The organism is Pseudomonas sp. 9_2_1 (assembly GCF_059295275.1).
Map to the genome: position 1 here is coordinate 1,216,041 of NZ_CM181239.1, position 18,020 is coordinate 1,234,060.

At 63.7% G+C, this 18,020-nt stretch carries 15 protein-coding genes; 14 read left to right on the top strand and 1 reads right to left on the bottom strand.

Going from position 1 to position 18,020, the window contains the following annotated elements; genetic code table 11:
• The first annotated feature begins 1 nt into the window (after position 1).
• The 9 genes from lpxB (at position 2) to ispD (ending at position 12,457) form a co-directional block, all read left to right on the top strand.
• Positions 2-1,129, top strand: a complete 1,128-nt coding sequence (gene lpxB, locus AC5O5I_RS05450; protein ID WP_172219534.1) for a lipid-A-disaccharide synthase — start codon at positions 2-4, stop codon at positions 1,127-1,129.
• Position 1,130: 1 nt separating this feature from the next.
• The gene (gene rnhB, locus AC5O5I_RS05455) at positions 1,131-1,754 is read left to right on the top strand and encodes a ribonuclease HII (protein WP_172219536.1); all 624 of its coding nucleotides are present in this window, start codon (positions 1,131-1,133) and stop codon (positions 1,752-1,754) included.
• A gap of 130 nt (positions 1,755-1,884) precedes the next feature.
• Complete coding sequence (dnaE, locus tag AC5O5I_RS05460) at positions 1,885-5,409, top strand: DNA polymerase III subunit alpha (RefSeq protein ID WP_494512182.1); 3,525 nt, start codon at positions 1,885-1,887, stop codon at positions 5,407-5,409.
• A 106-nt stretch (positions 5,410-5,515) separates the two neighbouring features.
• Positions 5,516-6,463 carry an acetyl-CoA carboxylase carboxyl transferase subunit alpha gene (gene accA / locus AC5O5I_RS05465; protein ID WP_172219540.1) on the top strand — a complete coding sequence of 316 codons (948 nt, stop codon included), beginning with the start codon at positions 5,516-5,518 and terminating at the stop codon, positions 6,461-6,463.
• A gap of 153 nt (positions 6,464-6,616) precedes the next feature.
• A complete protein-coding gene (gene tilS / locus AC5O5I_RS05470) occupies positions 6,617-7,900 on the top strand; it encodes a tRNA lysidine(34) synthetase TilS (protein WP_172285374.1) in 1,284 nt (427 codons plus the stop codon).
• Positions 7,901-8,169: 269 nt separating this feature from the next.
• The gene (pyrG, locus tag AC5O5I_RS05475; RefSeq protein ID WP_172219552.1) at positions 8,170-9,798 is read left to right on the top strand and encodes a CTP synthase; all 1,629 of its coding nucleotides are present in this window, start codon (positions 8,170-8,172) and stop codon (positions 9,796-9,798) included.
• A gap of 199 nt (positions 9,799-9,997) precedes the next feature.
• The gene (gene eno / locus AC5O5I_RS05480; RefSeq protein WP_172219554.1) at positions 9,998-11,287 is read left to right on the top strand and encodes a phosphopyruvate hydratase; all 1,290 of its coding nucleotides are present in this window, start codon (positions 9,998-10,000) and stop codon (positions 11,285-11,287) included.
• Positions 11,288-11,471: 184 nt separating this feature from the next.
• Positions 11,472-11,753: a cell division protein FtsB gene (ftsB, locus tag AC5O5I_RS05485; RefSeq protein ID WP_172219556.1), complete on the top strand. Its 282-nt coding sequence runs from the start codon at positions 11,472-11,474 to the stop codon at positions 11,751-11,753.
• Positions 11,750-12,457 carry a 2-C-methyl-D-erythritol 4-phosphate cytidylyltransferase gene (ispD, locus tag AC5O5I_RS05490; protein ID WP_172285377.1) on the top strand — a complete coding sequence of 236 codons (708 nt, stop codon included), beginning with the start codon at positions 11,750-11,752 and terminating at the stop codon, positions 12,455-12,457. The genes ftsB and ispD overlap by 4 nt, the downstream gene beginning before the upstream one ends.
• Positions 12,458-12,591: 134 nt before the next feature.
• Here the strand turns inward: ispD and AC5O5I_RS05495 are convergent, their stop codons facing one another.
• Positions 12,592-13,488, bottom strand: a complete 897-nt coding sequence (locus AC5O5I_RS05495; protein WP_494512183.1) for a LysR substrate-binding domain-containing protein — start codon at positions 13,486-13,488, stop codon at positions 12,592-12,594.
• 107 nt (positions 13,489-13,595) lie between these two features.
• Between AC5O5I_RS05495 and AC5O5I_RS05500 the strand changes: the two genes are divergently transcribed.
• The 5 genes from AC5O5I_RS05500 (at position 13,596) to surE (ending at position 18,013) form a co-directional block, all read left to right on the top strand.
• The gene (locus AC5O5I_RS05500; RefSeq protein WP_016712915.1) at positions 13,596-14,708 is read left to right on the top strand and encodes an S-(hydroxymethyl)glutathione dehydrogenase/class III alcohol dehydrogenase; all 1,113 of its coding nucleotides are present in this window, start codon (positions 13,596-13,598) and stop codon (positions 14,706-14,708) included.
• An 8-nt stretch (positions 14,709-14,716) separates the two neighbouring features.
• Positions 14,717-15,571: an S-formylglutathione hydrolase gene (gene fghA, locus AC5O5I_RS05505; protein WP_172219562.1), complete on the top strand. Its 855-nt coding sequence runs from the start codon at positions 14,717-14,719 to the stop codon at positions 15,569-15,571.
• Between the two features lie 176 nt (positions 15,572-15,747).
• Positions 15,748-16,221 (top strand): 2-C-methyl-D-erythritol 2,4-cyclodiphosphate synthase, encoded by a 474-nt coding sequence (gene ispF, locus AC5O5I_RS05510; RefSeq protein ID WP_494512184.1) that lies wholly within the window; start codon positions 15,748-15,750, stop codon positions 16,219-16,221.
• A complete protein-coding gene (truD, locus tag AC5O5I_RS05515; RefSeq protein WP_172219566.1) occupies positions 16,218-17,276 on the top strand; it encodes a tRNA pseudouridine(13) synthase TruD in 1,059 nt (352 codons plus the stop codon). Before ispF ends, truD begins: the two co-directional genes overlap by 4 nt.
• Positions 17,264-18,013 carry a 5'/3'-nucleotidase SurE gene (gene surE / locus AC5O5I_RS05520; RefSeq protein WP_172219568.1) on the top strand — a complete coding sequence of 250 codons (750 nt, stop codon included), beginning with the start codon at positions 17,264-17,266 and terminating at the stop codon, positions 18,011-18,013. Before truD ends, surE begins: the two co-directional genes overlap by 13 nt.
• Positions 18,014-18,020 lie beyond the last annotated feature (7 nt).

The following is an 18,020-nucleotide window of genomic DNA, read 5'->3' on the forward strand; positions in this document are numbered from 1 at the left end:
TATGGCCCAGCTTTGCGTAGCCCTGGTCGCAGGTGAGGCCAGTGGTGATATTCTCGGTTCAGGCTTGATGCGTGCGCTCAAGGCGCGCCACCCTGACGTCCGTTTCATCGGCGTTGGTGGCCCCTTGATGGAAGCCGAAGGGCTGCAATCCTACTTCCCCATGGAGCGCCTGGCGGTGATGGGCCTGGTCGAAGTGCTGGGGCGCCTGCGCGAGCTGCTCAAGCGCCGCAAGCTGCTGATCCAGACCTTGATTGACGAAAAGCCCGATGTCTTCATCGGCATCGACGCACCTGATTTCACCCTAAACATCGAACTGAAACTGCGCCAGGCCGGGATCAAGACCGTGCACTACGTCAGCCCCTCGGTGTGGGCGTGGCGGCAGAAGCGCGTGCTGAAGATTCGCGAGGGTTGCGACCTGATGCTGACCCTGCTGCCATTCGAGGCGCGCTTTTACGAGGAGCAGGGCGTACCGGTACGCTTCGTCGGCCATCCGCTGGCCGACACCATTCCGCTTGAAGCCGACCGGCCGGCGGCACGTGCTGCGCTGGGCCTCGACGACGGGCCGGTGGTGGCATTGATGCCGGGCAGCCGAGGTGGCGAAGTAGGGCGCCTTGGGGCGTTGTTCCTCGATGCCGCCGAACGCCTGTGCCAGCAGGTGCCGGGCGTGCGTTTCGTGCTGCCCTGCGCCAACGCCGCGCGACGCGCCCAGGTCGAGCAGATGCTCGAAGGTCGGCACCTGCCGCTGACCCTGCTCGATGGCCAGTCGCACCAGGCCCTGGCGGCCTGCGATGCAGTACTGATCGCCTCGGGCACCGCCACCCTCGAAGCGCTGCTGTACAAGCGTCCGATGGTGGTCGCCTATCGCCTTGCGCCTTTGACCTACTGGATACTCAAGCGCCTGGTGAAAAGCCCCTACGTCTCGTTGCCGAACCTGCTGGCCCAGCGCGAGCTGGTACCCGAGCTGCTGCAGGACGACGCCACCAGCGAAGCCTTGGCCAACACCCTGGCGCCACTGGTTGGCGATGGCAGCCAGCAGACCGAACGCTTCGACGAAATTCACCGCACCCTGCGCCGTGACGCCTCCAACCAGGCGGCCGAGGCGGTACTGGCCCTGCTCAAGGACCGCTGACATGCAAACTGGACTGGACTTCAAACTGGTCGAAGACCTGGTCGCCGGCGTCGACGAAGTGGGCCGTGGCCCGCTGTGCGGCGCGGTGGTGACGGCGGCGGTGATCCTTGATCCTGCACGCCCGATCCTCGGCCTGAACGATTCGAAGAAACTCACCGAAGCCAGGCGTGAAGCGCTGTTCGACGAGATCTGCGAAAAGGCCCTGAGTTTCTGCATCGCCCGTGCCGAGGTCGAGGAAATCGACCGGCTGAACATTCTGCAAGCCACGATGCTGGCCATGCAGCGCGCGGTCGAGGGCCTGCACATTACGCCCAGGCTGGCCCTGATCGACGGCAACCGCTGCCCGAAACTGGCTGTGCCATCGGCGCCGGTGGTCAAGGGTGATAGCCAGGTACCGGCGATCGCTGCTGCCTCGATTCTGGCCAAAGTGTCCCGCGATCGGGAGATGAGCGCGTTCGAGCTGATCTACCCGGGTTATGGCATCGGTGGGCATAAGGGCTACCCGACGCCGGTCCACCTTGAGGCCCTGGCGCGGCTTGGGCCTACACCCATTCATCGGCGTTCCTTTGCCCCGGTGCGGGCAGCATGGGACGCGCGCAGCGGTGTGGTCGATTCGCTGATCTGACCCCGGGGCCGCTTTGCGGCCCATCGCCGCGGTTCGTCGCCCCGACCAGCCGGCTCCCACAGAGGCCCCAAATCCTCCCTCATAAGCTACAATCCCGCCCTTGTCGTCAAGCACTGCTACAGGATCTTCCATGTCGGTTCCCTTCGTTCACCTGCGCGTCCACTCTGAATTCTCGCTGGTTGACGGCCTGGTGCGGATCAAACCGCTGGCCAAGGCGCTGGCCGGGATGAACATGCCGGCGGTGGCGATTACCGACCAGAGCAACATGTGCTCGCTGGTCAAGTTCTACAAGACCGCCATGGGCGCCGGCATCAAGCCGATCAGTGGCGCCGACCTGTGGCTGGCCGGCGCCGACCCGGAAGCACCGCTGTCGCGTATTTGCTTCCTGGCGATGGACCCACAGGGCTACCGCAACCTCACCGAGCTGATTTCGCGCGGCTGGACCGAGGGTCAGCGTAACGGCCTGGTCATCCTTCAGCGTGAGTGGATCGCACCTGCCAGCGAGGGCCTGATCGCCCTGTCGGCAGGCAAGGAGGGTGACATCGGCATGGCCTTGCTGGCCGGCAGGGACGATGAAGCTGCCGCGTTGCTGCAAGACTGGATGGGCATGTTCCCCGAGCGCTTCTACGTCGAAGTGCAGCGCACCAACCGCGCTCGCGACGAAGAGTATGTGCACGCCGCCGTGGCGCTGGCCGACCGCCTTGGCGCCCCGCTGGTGGCCACCAACGACGTGCGCTTTCTCAAGCAGACCGACTTCGACGCCCACGAAACCCGCGTCTGTATCGGCGAAGGCTGGACCCTCGACGATCCACGGCGCCCGCGTAACTACAGTGACCAGCAGTACCTCAAGTCGGCCGCAGAAATGGCCGAGCTGTTCAGCGACCTGCCCGACGCCATTGCCAACACCGTGGAAATTGCCAAGCGCTGCAATATCCAGGTACAGCTGGGCAAGTACTTCCTGCCCGACTTCCCGACGCCCAACGGCATGGGCATCGACGATTACCTGCGCCACGTGTCCCATGAAGGCCTGGAAGAGCGCCTGGCGGTGCTGTGGCCGAAAGAGACCACCCCCAATTACGAAGAAAAGCGCCAGGAGTACCTGGACCGCCTGAAGTTCGAGCTGGATATCATCATCCAGATGGGCTTCCCCGGTTACTTCCTGATCGTCATGGACTTCATCAAGTGGGCCAAGAACAACGACGTGCCGGTTGGCCCAGGCCGGGGGTCGGGTGCTGGCTCGCTGGTGGCCTACGTACTGAAGATCACCGACCTCGACCCGTTGGCCTACGACCTGCTGTTCGAACGTTTCCTCAACCCTGAACGTGTTTCCATGCCCGACTTCGACGTCGACTTCTGCATGGACGGCCGTGACCGGGTCATCGATTACGTGGCCGAGGCCTACGGGCGCAACGCGGTCAGCCAGATCATCACTTTCGGTACCATGGCCGCCAAGGCGGTGGTGCGTGACGTGGCGCGGGTGCAGGGCAAGTCTTACGGCCTGGCCGACCGCCTTTCGAAGATGATCCCGTTCGAAGTGGGCATGACCCTGGAGAAGGCCTACGAGCAGGAAGAAATCCTGCGCGACTTCCTCAAGGGTGACGAGGACGCCCGCGAAATCTGGGACATGGCGCTGAAGCTGGAAGGCGTCACCCGGGGTACCGGCAAGCACGCCGGTGGTGTGGTTATCGCCCCCACCAAGCTCACCGACTTCTCGCCGATTGCCTGTGATGAAGAAGGCGGTGGCCTGGTAACCCAGTTCGACAAGGATGACGTCGAGGCGGCGGGTCTGGTGAAGTTCGACTTCCTCGGCCTGCGTACCCTGACCATCATCAAGTGGGCGATGGAGATCATCAACCGCGAGCAGGCCAAGAAGGACCTGCCCGACCTCAATATCGACTTCATCCCGCTGGACGACCGCAAAACCTACGAGCTATTGCAGAAAGCCGAAACCACGGCGGTATTCCAGCTTGAGTCGCGCGGCATGAAGGAGCTGATCAAGAAGCTCAAGCCCGACTGCCTGGAAGACCTCATCGCACTGGTGGCACTGTTCCGCCCGGGCCCGCTGCAATCGGGCATGGTGGACGACTTCATCAACCGCAAGCACGGCCGCGCCGAACTGGCCTACCCGCACTCCGACTACCAGTACGAAGGCCTGAAGCCGGTCCTGGCACCCACCTACGGCATCATCCTGTACCAGGAACAGGTGATGCAGATTGCCCAGGTAATGGCGGGCTACACCCTCGGTGGTGCCGACATGCTGCGCCGCGCGATGGGCAAGAAAAAGCCCGAGGAAATGGCCAAGCAGCGGGGCGGTTTCATCGAAGGCTGCGTGGCCAACAATATCGAAGCGGATCTTGCGGGCAACATTTTCGACCTGGTAGAGAAGTTTGCCGGCTACGGCTTCAACAAGTCCCACTCCGCCGCCTACGGCCTGGTGTCGTACCAGACGGCCTGGCTGAAAACCCACTACCCGGCGCCATTCATGGCGGCGGTGCTGTCGGCGGACATGCACAACACCGACAAGGTGGTGGTACTGGTGGAGGAGGTGCGCAACATGAAGCTGCGCCTCGACGCCCCGGACGTGAACTTCTCCGACTTCAAGTTCACCGTCAACAACGATGGCCGCATCGTCTATGGCCTGGGCGCCATCAAAGGGGTCGGCGAGGGCCCGGTGGAGGCCATCGTCGAAGCCCGTGCCGAGGGCGGCCCGTTCAAGGACCTGTTCGATTTCTGCGAGCGCATCGACCTCAAGCGCGTCAACAAGCGCACCCTCGATGCGCTGGTGCGCAGTGGCGCGCTGGACCGTCTTGGCCCGTATTTCCATGACGAGATAAAGGCTTACCACGCCAACATCGACCGTAACCGTGCGACCTTGCTTTCGGCGCTGGGCGAGGCCATCAAGGCCGCCGAGCAGACCGCCCGCACCGCCGACAGTGGCCACATCGACCTGTTCGGCGGCATGTTCGACGAGGTCGACGCCGACGTGTATGCCAGCCATCGCAAGGCGCGCGAGCTGACCCTGAAAGAGCGCCTGAAGGGCGAGAAGGACACCCTTGGCCTGTACCTCACCGGCCACCCGATCGACGAGTACGAAACCGAGATCCGCCGCTTCGCCCGCCAGCGCATCATCGACCTCAAGCCGTCACGCGAAACCCAGACCGTCGCCGGCATGATCATCGCGTTGCGGGTGATGAAGAACAAGAAGGGCGACAAGATGGGCTTCGTCACCCTCGATGACCGCTCGGGGCGGATCGAGGCGTCGCTGTTTGCCGACGCCTACATCGCGGCGCAGTCCTTGTTGCAGGCCGATGCCATGGTGGTGGTGGAAGGCGAGGTCAGCAATGACGACTTCTCCGGTGGCCTGCGCCTGCGGGTGAAGCAGGTAATGACCATGGAAGATGCGCGCACCAAGCTGGCCGAGAGCCTGCGCCTGAAGGTGGCGCACGAGGCCCTCAAGGGCGACCGGCTGAAGTGGCTGGGCGAGCTGATCACCCGTCATCGCGGGGCGTGCCCGATCACCTTGGAGTACACCGGCAGCGATGCCAAGGCCATGCTGCAGTTCGGCGAGCAGTGGGCGATCGACCCGGCTGACGGCCTGATTCAGGCGCTGCGTGACCAGTTCGGGCGTGAGAACGTCTTCCTGCAATATCGTTGAATCGACAAAAATTTAATCTCGACCTGAATGCGCCTGATCCCTTAAGGTAGGGCGCCAAACGGATCAACCGGCCGGCCGCCTGGCCGTAGACCCAAGACGGATGACTATGAACCCGAATTTTCTCGATTTCGAACAGCCGATTGCCGACCTGCAAGCCAAGATCGAAGGCCTGCGCCTGGTAGGCAACGACAACTCGCTGAACATCAGCGATGAAATTGCCCGTCTGCAAGACAAGAGCAATACCCTGACCGAAAGCATCTTCGGCAACCTGACCAGCTGGCAGATCGCCCGCCTGGCCCGTCATCCACGTCGTCCTTACACCCTGGACTACCTGGAGCACATCTTCACCGAGTTCGAAGAACTGCACGGTGACCGCCACTTCTCCGACGACGCCGCCATCGTCGGTGGTACCGCGCGCCTGGACGGCAAGCCGGTGATGGTCATCGGCCACCAGAAGGGCCGTGAAGTACGCGAGAAGGTGCGCCGCAACTTCGGCATGCCGCGCCCGGAAGGCTACCGCAAGGCTTGCCGCCTGATGGAAATGGCCGAGCGCTTCAAGATGCCGATCCTGACCTTCATCGACACCCCGGGCGCCTACCCGGGCATCGACGCCGAAGAGCGCAACCAGAGCGAGGCCATCGCCTGGAACCTGCGCGTGATGGCGCGGCTGAAAACCCCGATCATCGCCACCGTAATCGGTGAGGGTGGTTCTGGCGGCGCGCTGGCCATCGGTGTCTGCGACCAGTTGAACATGCTGCAATACTCCACCTACTCGGTGATTTCGCCAGAAGGCTGCGCTTCGATCCTGTGGAAGACTTCCGACAAGGCGGCTGATGCGGCCGAGGCCATGGGCATTACTGCCGAGCGCCTGAAGAGCCTGGACATCGTCGACAAGGTCATCCAGGAGCCGCTGGGCGGTGCCCACCGCGACCCGGTGAAAATGGCCGAAAGCGTCCGTGCCGACCTGGTGCAGCAACTGGACATGCTCGGCAAGTTCGACCACGACGCGCTGCTGGCCCGTCGTTACGACCGTCTGATGAGCTACGGCCTCTGATTCGATGATTTGTCCGGGGGCCGCTTTGCGGCCCTATCGCCGGCAAGCCAGACTCCCGCATGCGTCAGCATCTACGCGGACAATGTGGGAGCTGGCTTGCCGGCGAAAGGGGTGCAAAGCACCCCCTGCGATCTCAAGCCATGTGAGGCCCTCATGATCTACCTCACCCCTTGGCTCAACGCCCCCGCCTGGTACATCGCCTTCTCCGGCGGCCTCGATTCCACCGTCCTCCTGCACCTGCTGGCCCATCACGGCCGCAGCCACGCAACCCCGCCGCTGCGCGCCCTGCACATCCACCACGGCCTGCAACCCGCCGCCGACGCCTGGCCCGCCCATTGCCAAGCCATCTGCGACAGCCTTGGCATCGTACTGCAGGTCATCCACGTCCAGGTCAGCCCCGGCGCCAGCCTCGAACAGGCCGCCCGCAACGCCCGCTATGCCGCCTTCAAGCAGGTCCTCGGCCCAGGCGACATCCTGTTTACCGGCCAGCACCGCGACGACCAGGCCGAAACCTTGCTTTTCCGCCTGCTGCGCGGCGCCGGCCTGCGCGGCCTCTCGGCCATGCCCGGGCAGCGGCCACTGGGGCAGGGCACGCTGGTCAGGCCGCTATTGGCGATACCGCGTCAGCAACTGCATGACTATGCCCTGACTCACGGTTTGCGCTGGATCGAAGACCCGTCGAACAGCGACACGGCGTTCGCACGCAATTACCTGCGTGGCGAAGTGTTCCCGGTGTTGCAGCAGCGCTGGCCGCAGGCCGGCCAGAATCTCGCGCGCTGTGCAGAACATCTGGGCGAGGCACTGGGCCTGCTGGATGAAGTGGCATCAAGCGACCTGGCCAAAGCCGGGGAGGGCGCAGCGCCAGCCTGGGCCGGCCTGGATTCGTTGGACCTGGCAACGCTTGGTGCATTGTCGCCTGCCCGTCAGCGCAATGCGCTGCAGTATTGGCTAAACAGCAGAACCCGCCTGCCTGATGCCCGTCATTGGGCGGGCTGGGATGACCTGCGCGACGCAGCCGAGGATGCGCAACCTGTCTGGCGGCTTGCCGACGGTCGGTTGCTGCGCAGTCACGGGCGAATCTGGTGGTTGAGCGGCGACTGGCTGGAGCAACCGACGGGCAGGGTACGCTGGCGTGATCCTGCACAAGCACTGGTGTTGCCGGGCAACGGCAGCGTGCGTGTTGTCTGCCCCCAGCTGCACGGTGAACTGCACGTCGGCTACCGTCAGGGCGGCGAGATACTGGATATCCCCGGCCGTGGCCGACGCGACCTGAAGCGCCTGCTCAACGAGCTGCAAGTCCCGCACTTCGTGCGCCCGCGGCTGCCCCTGCTGTATGGCGGCGAGCGCCTGCTGGCGGTGGCCAACCTGCCCGGACTGGGGCAGGCGGATTGCCAGCTTCACTGGCAGCCTCCGACGAACGCGCAAGGTTTGAGCTGAAGGGTACATTCCGGTAGACTACCCTCCCTTCTTGATACAACTTCTGTGCGTTCCTCGGAAACACGGCAGTTGCCGATTACCAAGCAGTTTTTTGCTGAGCTGATTCTGGAAATGACGAGCGAGCTCCATGCCGGGGATATCCCTGGTCTGTACAGACGCGGCAGTTTTTCGAGATGCACTGTGATTGACGCAGGTGATCGGGGGCTTCGGCCTTCCTTCGCTTTCTCCGGCGGCGCTGGCCGCCTTAACGCAGACTTCTAGGGTTTTTCATGACGCGCTACATATTCGTCACGGGCGGTGTTGTTTCTTCATTGGGGAAAGGCATTGCCTCCGCTTCCCTGGCGGCCATCCTGGAAGCGCGGGGCCTGAAGGTCACCATGCTCAAACTGGATCCGTACATCAACGTCGATCCGGGCACCATGAGCCCGTTCCAGCACGGTGAAGTGTTCGTCACCCACGATGGCGCCGAGACCGACCTCGACCTGGGCCACTACGAGCGGTTCATCCGCACCACGATGACCCAGAACAACAACTTCACCACCGGCCGGGTGTACGAGCACGTGCTGCGCAAGGAGCGCCGTGGTGACTACCTGGGCGCGACCATCCAGGTCATCCCGCACATCACCGACGAAATCAAACGCCGCATCATCAAGGGTGCCGGCGACGCGGACGTGGCGATGGTCGAGATTGGTGGCACGGTGGGTGACATCGAGTCGCAACCGTTCCTTGAGGCTATTCGCCAGCTGCGTTTCGAAGTGGGCGCCAAGCGCGCCATGCTGATGCACCTGACGCTGGTTCCTTATATCGCCACTGCCGGCGAGACCAAGACCAAGCCGACCCAGCATTCGGTCAAGGAGCTGCGCTCCATCGGTCTGCAGCCTGATGTGCTGGTCTGCCGCTCCGATCACCCGATCGACAGCTCGTCGCGCCGCAAGATCGCCCAGTTCACCAACGTTGAAGAACGCGCGGTGATTGCCCTGGAAGACGCCGACACCATCTACAAGATCCCGGGCATCCTGCATTCGCAAGGCCTGGACGATTTTGTCGTCGAGCGCTTCGGCCTGCAGTGCGACAGTGCTGACCTGTCCGAATGGGACGCCGTGGTCGATGCCAAGCTCAATCCCGAGCAGGAAGTCACCATTGCCATGGTCGGCAAGTACATGGAGCTGCTGGATGCCTACAAGTCGCTGATCGAAGCGATGAGCCATGCCGGCATCAGCAACCGCACCAAGGTCAACCTGCGCTACATCGACTCCGAAGACATCGAGAACCAGGGCACCAGCCTGCTCGAAGGCGCCGACGCCATCCTGGTACCGGGCGGTTTCGGCCTGCGCGGCGTGGAAGGCAAGATCACCGCGGTGCAATACGCCCGTGAGAACAAGGTGCCGTACCTGGGTATCTGCCTGGGCATGCAAGTGGCGGTGATCGAATTCGCCCGCAACGTGATGGGCTGGAAAGACGCCAACTCCACCGAGTTCGACCGCAATAGCGGCCACCCGGTAGTCGGCCTGATCACCGAGTGGGCAGATGCTACCGGTGCGGTCGAAACCCGCAACGAAACTTCGGATCTGGGCGGCACCATGCGTCTGGGCGCACAGGACTGCCAGCTGGCTGCCGGTTCCAAGGTGCACGACTGCTACGGCAAGGACGTGATCACCGAGCGCCACCGTCACCGCTACGAAGTGAACAACAACCTGCTGCCACAACTGGTCGATGCCGGCCTGGTGGTCTCGGGCCGTTCCGAAGACGGCGCGCTGGTGGAAGTGGTCGAGTCCAAGGATCACCCATGGTTCGTTGCCTGCCAGTTCCACCCGGAATTCACTTCCACCCCGCGTGATGGCCACCCGCTGTTCAGCGGCTTCGTCAAGGCGGCCCTGGCCCAGAAGAACAAGGCCTGATTTTTCAGGTCTTTGATGAGTTTTCCGACGGTTAAGGCCGCGCAAGGCTCAGTTCTCGGGTAAAGTACGCCCCGATCTCCCCCTGACCGCTCGGTCAGGGGTTGCTTTTGCCAGGCCTGCCTGCTGCGTCCCCGCCTGGTGAAAGGCAAGAATTTCCTAAAGCTGCGTTGTTTTCGTCAATTCTGGAGTGCTTACAACAATGGCAAAAATCGTCGACATCAAAGGTCGTGAAGTTCTCGATTCGCGTGGCAACCCCACCGTGGAAGCCGATGTACTGCTCGACAACGGCATCATCGGCAGCGCCTGCGCGCCGTCCGGTGCTTCCACTGGCTCGCGCGAAGCGCTTGAGCTGCGTGATGGCGACAAGAGCCGTTACATGGGCAAGGGCGTGCTGAAGGCCGTCGCCAACATCAACGGCCCGATCCGTGACCTGCTGCTGGGCAAGGACCCTTCCGAGCAGAAGGCCCTGGACCGCGCCATGATCGAACTGGACGGTACCGAGAACAAGGCCAAGCTGGGCGCCAACGCCATCCTGGCTGTCTCCCTGGCTGCCGCCAAGGCCGCTGCCCAGGACCAGGACCTGCCGCTGTACGCGCACATCGCCAACCTGAACGGCACCCCGGGCCAGTACTCGATGCCGGTTCCGATGATGAACATCATCAACGGCGGCGAGCACGCCGACAACAACGTCGACATCCAGGAGTTCATGGTGCAGCCGGTTGGCGCCAAGACCTTCTCCGACGGCCTGCGCATGGGCACCGAAATCTTCCACCACCTCAAAGCCGTGCTCAAGGCCCGTGGCCTGAACACCGCCGTAGGTGACGAAGGTGGCTTCGCGCCGAACCTGGCTTCCAACGAAGACGCCCTGGCCGCCATCGCCGAAGCCGTCGAGAAAGCCGGCTACAAGCTGGGCACCGACGTGACCCTGGCCCTGGACTGCGCAGCGTCCGAATTCTACGAAGATGGCAAGTACAACCTGTCTGGCGAAGGCAAGTCGTTCGACGCCGAAGGCTTTGCCGAGTACCTGAAAGGCCTGACCGAGCGTTTCCCGATCATCTCGATCGAAGACGGCCTGGACGAGTCCGACTGGGCAGGCTGGAAGATTCTCACCGACAAGATCGGCGAAAAGGTTCAGTTGGTTGGCGACGACCTGTTCGTGACCAACACCAAGATCCTCAAGGAAGGCATCGAGAAGGGCATCGGTAACTCGATCCTGATCAAGTTCAACCAGATCGGCTCGCTGACCGAAACCCTGGAAGCCATCCAGATGGCCAAGGCTGCCGGCTACACTGCCGTGATCTCGCACCGCTCCGGTGAAACCGAAGATTCGACCATTGCCGACCTGGCCGTGGGTACCGCTGCCGGCCAGATCAAGACCGGTTCGCTGTGCCGTTCCGATCGCGTTTCCAAGTACAACCAGCTGTTGCGCATCGAAGAGCAACTGGGTGCCAAAGCTGTATACCGTGGTCGTACCGAGTTTCGCGGCTAAGCAAGAGATGGTAAAAAGACAGTCGCCGGAGCCGTAGGAACGTTCGTACTGAATTTTCCTACAATCCTCCAACGGGTTTCTGTCTGCGAAGCCTGGCCTCGGCCAGGCTTCGTGCTATTCGAAACCCCGAACTGGACCCCATGACTGAAAAGCGTGCGGCGGTCTTTTTTACCTGGATACCATCATGCGCAGTCCTTATTGGTTGTTCCTCGTCCTGCTCCTGCTGCTGGGTGGCCTGCAGTACCGCCTGTGGGTGGGTAATGGCAGCCTCGCGCAAGTGACCGAGCTACAGCAGCAGATCGCCGAGCAGCATGCCGAAAACGAGCGCCTGCTCGAGCGGAACCGCGTGCTCGATGCCGAAGTGCTGGAGTTGAAAAAAGGCATGGAGACCGTTGAAGAACGGGCTCGCCACGAATTGGGAATGGTCAAAGAGGGCGAAACCCTCTTCCAGTTGCCACAGAAATGATCGATACCTTGCCGGCCTTCTGGGCCGTGATTCCTGCTGCGGGCGTAGGTGCCCGCATGGCTGCCGACCGCCCCAAGCAATACCTGGAGCTGGCCGGGCAGACCCTTCTTGAGCACAGCCTCGACTGTTTTCTTGGCCATCCCGCGCTCAAGGGCGTGGTGGTCAGCATTGCCGAAGATGACCCCTACTGGCCCGGCCTGCGCTGCGCCCGTGATCCGCGCATCCAGCGCGCGGCGGGTGGCCGCGAGCGTGCCGACTCGGTGCTGAACGCGTTGCTGTTGCTGCATGCCCAAGGGGCGGCGGACAGCGACTGGGTGCTGGTGCACGATGCCGCGCGGCCGAACCTGGCGCGCAGCGACCTGGACAAGCTGTTGTCGGAGCTGGCGGACGACCCGGTGGGCGGCCTGCTGGCGGTGCCGGCACGCGATACCCTGAAGCGTGCCGACAGCAATGGGCGAGTGAGCGCCACCGTTGATCGCAGTACGATCTGGCAGGCGTATACACCGCAGATGTTCCGCCTGGGGGCCCTGCACCGGGCGCTGGCCGAGTGCCTGGTGTCGGATGTAGTGGTGACCGATGAGGCCTCCGCCATCGAATGGTCCGGCCAGGCGCCGCGGCTGGTCGAAGGGCGCAGTGACAATATCAAGGTGACCCGGCCGGAAGACCTGGAGTGGCTGCGCCAGCGTTGGTCGGGTAGACGCTGAGCTCGCTGGGTCCGCTTCGCGGCCCAATCGCCGGCAAGCCAGCTCGCACAGTAACCGCGATGCCCTCAGGTCTGTGGGGACCCTGTGGGAGCTGGCTTGCCGGCGATTGGGCCGCGAAGCGGACCGCTTTGCAATCAGATCCCGCGATACTCCGGTAACCCCGCCAACCCTTCCTTCAGGTAATCCACCAGACGCCGCACCTTCGGCGACAGGTGCCGCTGCTGCGGATACAACGCCCATACCGCAGTATTCGGCGGCTGGTGCGCCTCCAGCAGCGAGACCAATGCGCCGCTGTTGAAATGTTCCCGTACGTAATAGTCCGGCAACTGGCACAAGCCGATGCCTTGCAATGCCGCATCCAGCACCGCCTGACCGCTGTTGCAACGCCAGTTACCCTGAACCCGCTGGCTGATCTCGCGGCCGTCCTGCTGCAACGCCCACAAGTCCGAGCTGCCCACCAGGCAGTTGTGCCGCGCCAGCTCCGACAGGCTGTGCGGTCGGCCATAGCGCTCCAGGTAAGCCGGCGAGGCACACAGGTACATGCGTCGGGGCGCCAGGCGGGTGGCCACCAGCCGCGAGTCGGCCAGCCGGCCCAGACGGATCGCCAGGTCCATGCCTTCATGCAGCAGGTCAAGGGTGTTGTTGCTCAGTTCAACGTCCACCCGCAATTGCGGGTACAGCGCCATGAACCGCGTCACCAGTGGCACGATGAAACGCTCGCCGTAGGCCACCGCGCAGGTCATGCGCAGCAGCCCTTTGGGCTCGCTGGCCAGGTCACCCATGGCGCGCAGGGCCTCCTCGCGGCCATCCTGCAGGCGCTGGCAATGCTGCAGAAAGGTCTGCCCGGCCTCGCTCAGGGTTACCCGGCGGGTGCTGCGGTACAGCAGGCGTGTTTGCAGGCGCTCTTCCAGCCGGGCTATCTGCCGGCTGATGTGCGACGAGGAGACGCCCAGGCGTTCGGCTGCTGCCGTGAACTGCCCCGACTCGGCCACGGCGACGAATTCGTCTATGCCTTCCCAGCGGCTGTTCATGGATTATCCCTGTATGGCAATAATGTTTTGTCTTGGCCCGGATTATTCATCAAATGAGGGTGAATTACACTGCCAGCCTGAATCGCCACTCTGTCTGGAGACCTTTGATGATCAAGTCCCGTGCTGCCGTAGCCTTTGAAGCCAAGAAACCCCTGGAAATCGTCGAAGTCGACGTGGCCATGCCCAAGGCGGGTGAGGTGCTGCTGCGCGTGGTCGCCAGTGGTGTCTGCCACACCGACGCCTACACCCTGTCCGGTGCCGACCCGGAGGGGATCTTCCCGTCGATCCTCGGCCACGAAGGCGGCGCGATCGTCGAAGCGGTAGGTGAGGGCGTGACCTCGGTGGCCGTCGGCGACCATGTGATCCCGCTGTACACACCGGAATGCGGCAAGTGCAAGTTCTGCCTCTCGGGCAAGACCAACCTGTGCCAGGCCATCCGTGCCACCCAGGGCAAGGGTCTGATGCCGGACGGCACCACGCGCTTCTCCTATAAGGGCCAGCAGCTGTTCCACTACATGGGTACCTCGACCTTCTCCGAGTACACCGTGCTGCCGGAAATCTCGGTGGCCAAGATCCAGAAGGAAGCGCCGCTGGAGAAGGTGTGCCTGCTGGGCTGCGGCGTCACTACCGGCATCGGTGCGGTGCTCAATACCGCCAAAGTCAAGCCGGGTGACACCGTGGCCATCTTCGGCCTCGGCGGCATCGGCCTGTCGGCAGTGATCGGTGCGGTGAAGGCCAAGGCCTCGCGCATCATCGCCATCGACATCAACCCGGCCAAGTTCGAGATCGCCCGCCAGCTGGGCGCCACCGACTGCATCAACCCGAAAGACTACGACCGGCCGATCCAGGAAGTCATCGTCGACCTCACCGACGGCGGCGTGGACTTCTCCTTCGAATGCATCGGTAATGTCCAGCTGATGCGTGCGGCGCTGGAATGCTGCCACAAGGGCTGGGGCGAATCTGTGATCATCGGTGTAGCCGGTGCCGGCCAGGAAATCGCCACCCGTCCGTTCCAGCTGGTCACCGGCCGCGTCTGGCGCGGTTCGGCGTTCGGCGGCGTGCGCGGCCGCAGCGAGCTGCCAAGCTACGTGGAAATGTCCGAGAAGGGCGAGATTCCGCTGGATACCTTCATCACCCATACCATGGGGCTGGAAGACATCAACAAGGCCTTTGACCTGATGCACGAAGGCAAGAGCATCCGCAGCGTGATCCACTTCTGAGGTGAGCCATGAGCCTGGATAACATCTCCTGCCAGAAGAGCTTCGGCGGCTGGCACAAGCGTTACCGGCATCACTCCAAGGTGCTGGGCTGCGACATGGTATTTGCCGTGTACCTGCCGCCGCAGGCGGAGCAGGGTGAGAAGCTGCCGGTGCTGTACTGGCTCAGCGGCCTGACCTGCACCGACGAGAACTTCATGCAGAAGGCCGGCGCCCAGCGCCTGGCCGCCGAGCTGGGGCTGATCATCGTTGCCCCGGACACCAGCCCGCGTGGCGAGCAGGTGCCGGGTGACCCGGACGGTGCCTGGGACTTCGGCCTGGGTGCCGGCTTCTACCTCAACGCGACTCAGCAACCCTGGGCCCAGCACTACCGGATGCACGACTACGTGGTGCAGGAGTTGCCGGCGCTGATCGAGGCGCACTTCCCGGCATCGGCCGAGCGCAGCATCAGCGGCCACTCCATGGGCGGGCATGGTGCGCTGGTGTGCGCCTTGCGCAACCCGGGGCGGTACCGCTCGGTGTCCGCGTTCTCGCCGATCAGCAACCCGATGGATTGCCCGTGGGGCGAAAAGGCCTTCAGCCGCTACCTGGGTGAAGACCGCGCGCGCTGGCGTGAATGGGATGCCAGCGTATTGCTGGCCGAAACCCCTGCTGGGGAGTGCCCGCCGTTGCTGGTGGACCAGGGCGACCGTGACGACTTCCTCGAGAAGCAGCTCAAGCCCGAAGCGCTTGAGCAGGCGGCACGCAAAGGCGGCCATGAGCTGACCCTGCGCCTGCAGCCTGGCTATGACCACAGCTACTACTTCATTGCCAGCTTCATCGAAGAGCACCTGCGTCATCATGCGGTGGCGCTGGGGCGGGTGTAGGGCATAGCCAAGGTGTTTGCCTCATCGCCAGCAAGCCAGCACCCACAGGTATTTCACAGGTCTGATCGGCTGTGGTGATCCTGGGGGAGCTGGCTTGCCGGCGATGGGCTGCGAAGCAGCCCCTATGCCTCAAAAGCAGGTAGAATCACGCCCTGACTCATTCAGGGCGTTTTTTTATGCGTATTGGCCACGGCTACGATGTGCACCGCTTCTGCGACGGTGATTTCATTACCCTGGGCGGGGTGCGTATCCCGCACAAATACGGCCTCCTGGCCCACTCCGATGGCGACGTACTGCTGCATGCCCTGAGCGACGCCTTGCTCGGCGCGGCAGCGCTGGGCGACATCGGCAAGCACTTCCCCGACACCGACCCGCAGTTCAAGGGCGCCGACAGCCGCGCGCTGCTGCGTCATGTGATCGCTATCGTCCAGGCCAAGGGCTGGAAGGTTGGCAACGTAGACGCCACCATCGTCGCCCAGGCGCCGAAAATGGCCCCTCATATCGAGACCATGCGCCAGCTGATCGCCGAAGACCTCAAGGTTGAACTCGACCAAGTCAACGTCAAGGCCACCACTACCGAGAAGCTGGGCTTCACCGGCCGCGAGGAGGGGATCGCCGTGCATTCGGTTGCCCTGCTGCTGCCAGCATGACTGAACTCGAACTGCTGGGCCCGCGTGCATCGGGCGAACCACTGGGCACTGCCGTGCTCAAGGCTGTGGCGGAAGACTTCCAGGTCGACGAGGTGCTGGATATCCCGCTGTCCGGCCAAGGCGAACATCTGTGGCTGTGGGTCGAGAAGCGCGACCTGAACACCGAAGAAGCCGCCCGCCGCCTGGCTCGCGCTGCTGGCGTGCCGGCGCGCAGTATCAGCTACGCCGGGCTCAAGGACCGTCAGGCGCTGACCCGCCAGTGGTTCAGCCTGCACCTGCCAGGCAAGGCCGACCCCGACCTGTCGCGGGCCGAAGACGCCAGCCTGCGTGTGCTCAAGCAGGTGCGCCACCAGCGTAAGCTGCAGCGTGGTGCGCATTCGGCCAACGGCTTCACCCTGCGCCTGACTGCGCTTGCCGCTGATCACCAGGCCGTGGATGCACGCCTGGCACAGCTCAAGCAGCACGGCGTGCCCAACTACTTTGGCAGTCAGCGCTTCGGCCACGGCGGCGGCAACGTCCACGACGCCCTCGACTGGGCTGCACGCAAGGCCCTGCCCGAACAGCGCAACGTGCGCTCGCGGCTGCTGTCGGCCGGGCGCAGCTACCTGTTCAACCAGCTGTTGGCCGCGCGTGTGGCCGAGGGTAGCTGGGCGCAGGCCCAGGTTGGCGACCTGCTGGCGTTCACCGACAGCCGCAGCTTCTTTGCCGCGGGCGAGGCGGAATGTGTCGACCCGCGCCTGGCGATTCTCGACCTGCACCCGACCGGCCCGATGTGGGGCGAGGGCGCTTCGCCGGCCAGCGGCGCCACCGCGCAGCTTGAAAATGCTGTCGGCGCACGTCAGCCGGCACTTTGCCATTGGTTGGCCCTTGCGGGCATGGATCACGAACGGCGTATTCTGCGGCTCCCTATTGGCGGCCTGACGTGGCATTATCCCGAGCCTGATATCCTGCAACTGGAATTCGTCCTGCCGGCCGGATGCTTCGCCACCGTGGTGGTGCGCGAAGTCGTGGATCTGGTGTCGGCAGGGCAGACGGACAGCCCATGCGTATTCTGATTTCGAACGACGACGGTGTTACCGCACCAGGCCTCGCCGCGCTGCACGCTGCGCTGGCGGATTATGCCGAGTGCGCGGTGATCGCCCCGGACCAAGACAAGAGCGGCGCCAGCAGTTCGCTGACGCTCGACCGGCCACTGCACCCGCAGACCTTGGCCAACGGCTTCATCAGCCTCAACGGCACGCCGACCGACTGCGTGCACCTGGGGCTGAACGGGCTATTGCCGTACACGCCGGACATGGTCGTGTCGGGGATCAACCTCGGTGCCAACCTGGGCGATGACGTGCTGTACTCCGGCACGGTCGCCGCAGCACTGGAAGGCCGCTTCCTCGGCGGTACTTCGCTGGCGTTTTCGCTGCTGTCGCGCCAGCCGGACAATCTCCCTACTGCCGCGTATATCGCTCGCCGCCTGGTTGAGGCACAGTCGCGCCTGGAGCTGCCACCACGCACTGTACTCAACATCAACATCCCCAACTTGCCGCTGGAGCACATCCGTGGCATCCAGCTCACCCGCCTGGGGCACCGGGCCCGGGCGGCGGCGCCAACCAAGGTGGTCAATCCGCGCGGCAAGGAAGGCTACTGGATCGCTGTGGCCGGTGATGCCGAGGACGGCGGCCCGGGCACCGACTTCCATGCGGTGATGCAAGGCTATGTATCGATCACCCCGCTGCAGCTCGACCGCACCTTCAATGACGCCTTCGAACAGCTCGACGGCTGGCTGGAGGGCGTGCTCTGATGCGCGA

Excerpts from the sequence above, each read along its gene's own strand:
- lpxB (WP_172219534.1), top strand. The coding sequence starts at position 2 with ATGGCCCAGCTTTGCGTAGCCCTGGTCGCAGGTGAGGCCAGTGGTGAT.
- rnhB (WP_172219536.1), top strand. The coding sequence starts at position 1,131 with ATGCAAACTGGACTGGACTTCAAACTGGTCGAAGACCTGGTCGCCGGC.
- dnaE (WP_494512182.1), top strand. The coding sequence starts at position 1,885 with ATGTCGGTTCCCTTCGTTCACCTGCGCGTCCACTCTGAATTCTCGCTG.
- accA (WP_172219540.1), top strand. The coding sequence starts at position 5,516 with ATGAACCCGAATTTTCTCGATTTCGAACAGCCGATTGCCGACCTGCAA.
- tilS (WP_172285374.1), top strand. The coding sequence starts at position 6,617 with ATGATCTACCTCACCCCTTGGCTCAACGCCCCCGCCTGGTACATCGCC.
- pyrG (WP_172219552.1), top strand. The coding sequence starts at position 8,170 with ATGACGCGCTACATATTCGTCACGGGCGGTGTTGTTTCTTCATTGGGG.
- eno (WP_172219554.1), top strand. The coding sequence starts at position 9,998 with ATGGCAAAAATCGTCGACATCAAAGGTCGTGAAGTTCTCGATTCGCGT.
- ftsB (WP_172219556.1), top strand. The coding sequence starts at position 11,472 with ATGCGCAGTCCTTATTGGTTGTTCCTCGTCCTGCTCCTGCTGCTGGGT.
- ispD (WP_172285377.1), top strand. The coding sequence starts at position 11,750 with ATGATCGATACCTTGCCGGCCTTCTGGGCCGTGATTCCTGCTGCGGGC.
- AC5O5I_RS05495 (WP_494512183.1), bottom strand. The coding sequence starts at position 13,488 with ATGAACAGCCGCTGGGAAGGCATAGACGAATTCGTCGCCGTGGCCGAG.
- AC5O5I_RS05500 (WP_016712915.1), top strand. The coding sequence starts at position 13,596 with ATGATCAAGTCCCGTGCTGCCGTAGCCTTTGAAGCCAAGAAACCCCTG.
- fghA (WP_172219562.1), top strand. The coding sequence starts at position 14,717 with ATGAGCCTGGATAACATCTCCTGCCAGAAGAGCTTCGGCGGCTGGCAC.
- ispF (WP_494512184.1), top strand. The coding sequence starts at position 15,748 with ATGCGTATTGGCCACGGCTACGATGTGCACCGCTTCTGCGACGGTGAT.
- truD (WP_172219566.1), top strand. The coding sequence starts at position 16,218 with ATGACTGAACTCGAACTGCTGGGCCCGCGTGCATCGGGCGAACCACTG.
- surE (WP_172219568.1), top strand. The coding sequence starts at position 17,264 with ATGCGTATTCTGATTTCGAACGACGACGGTGTTACCGCACCAGGCCTC.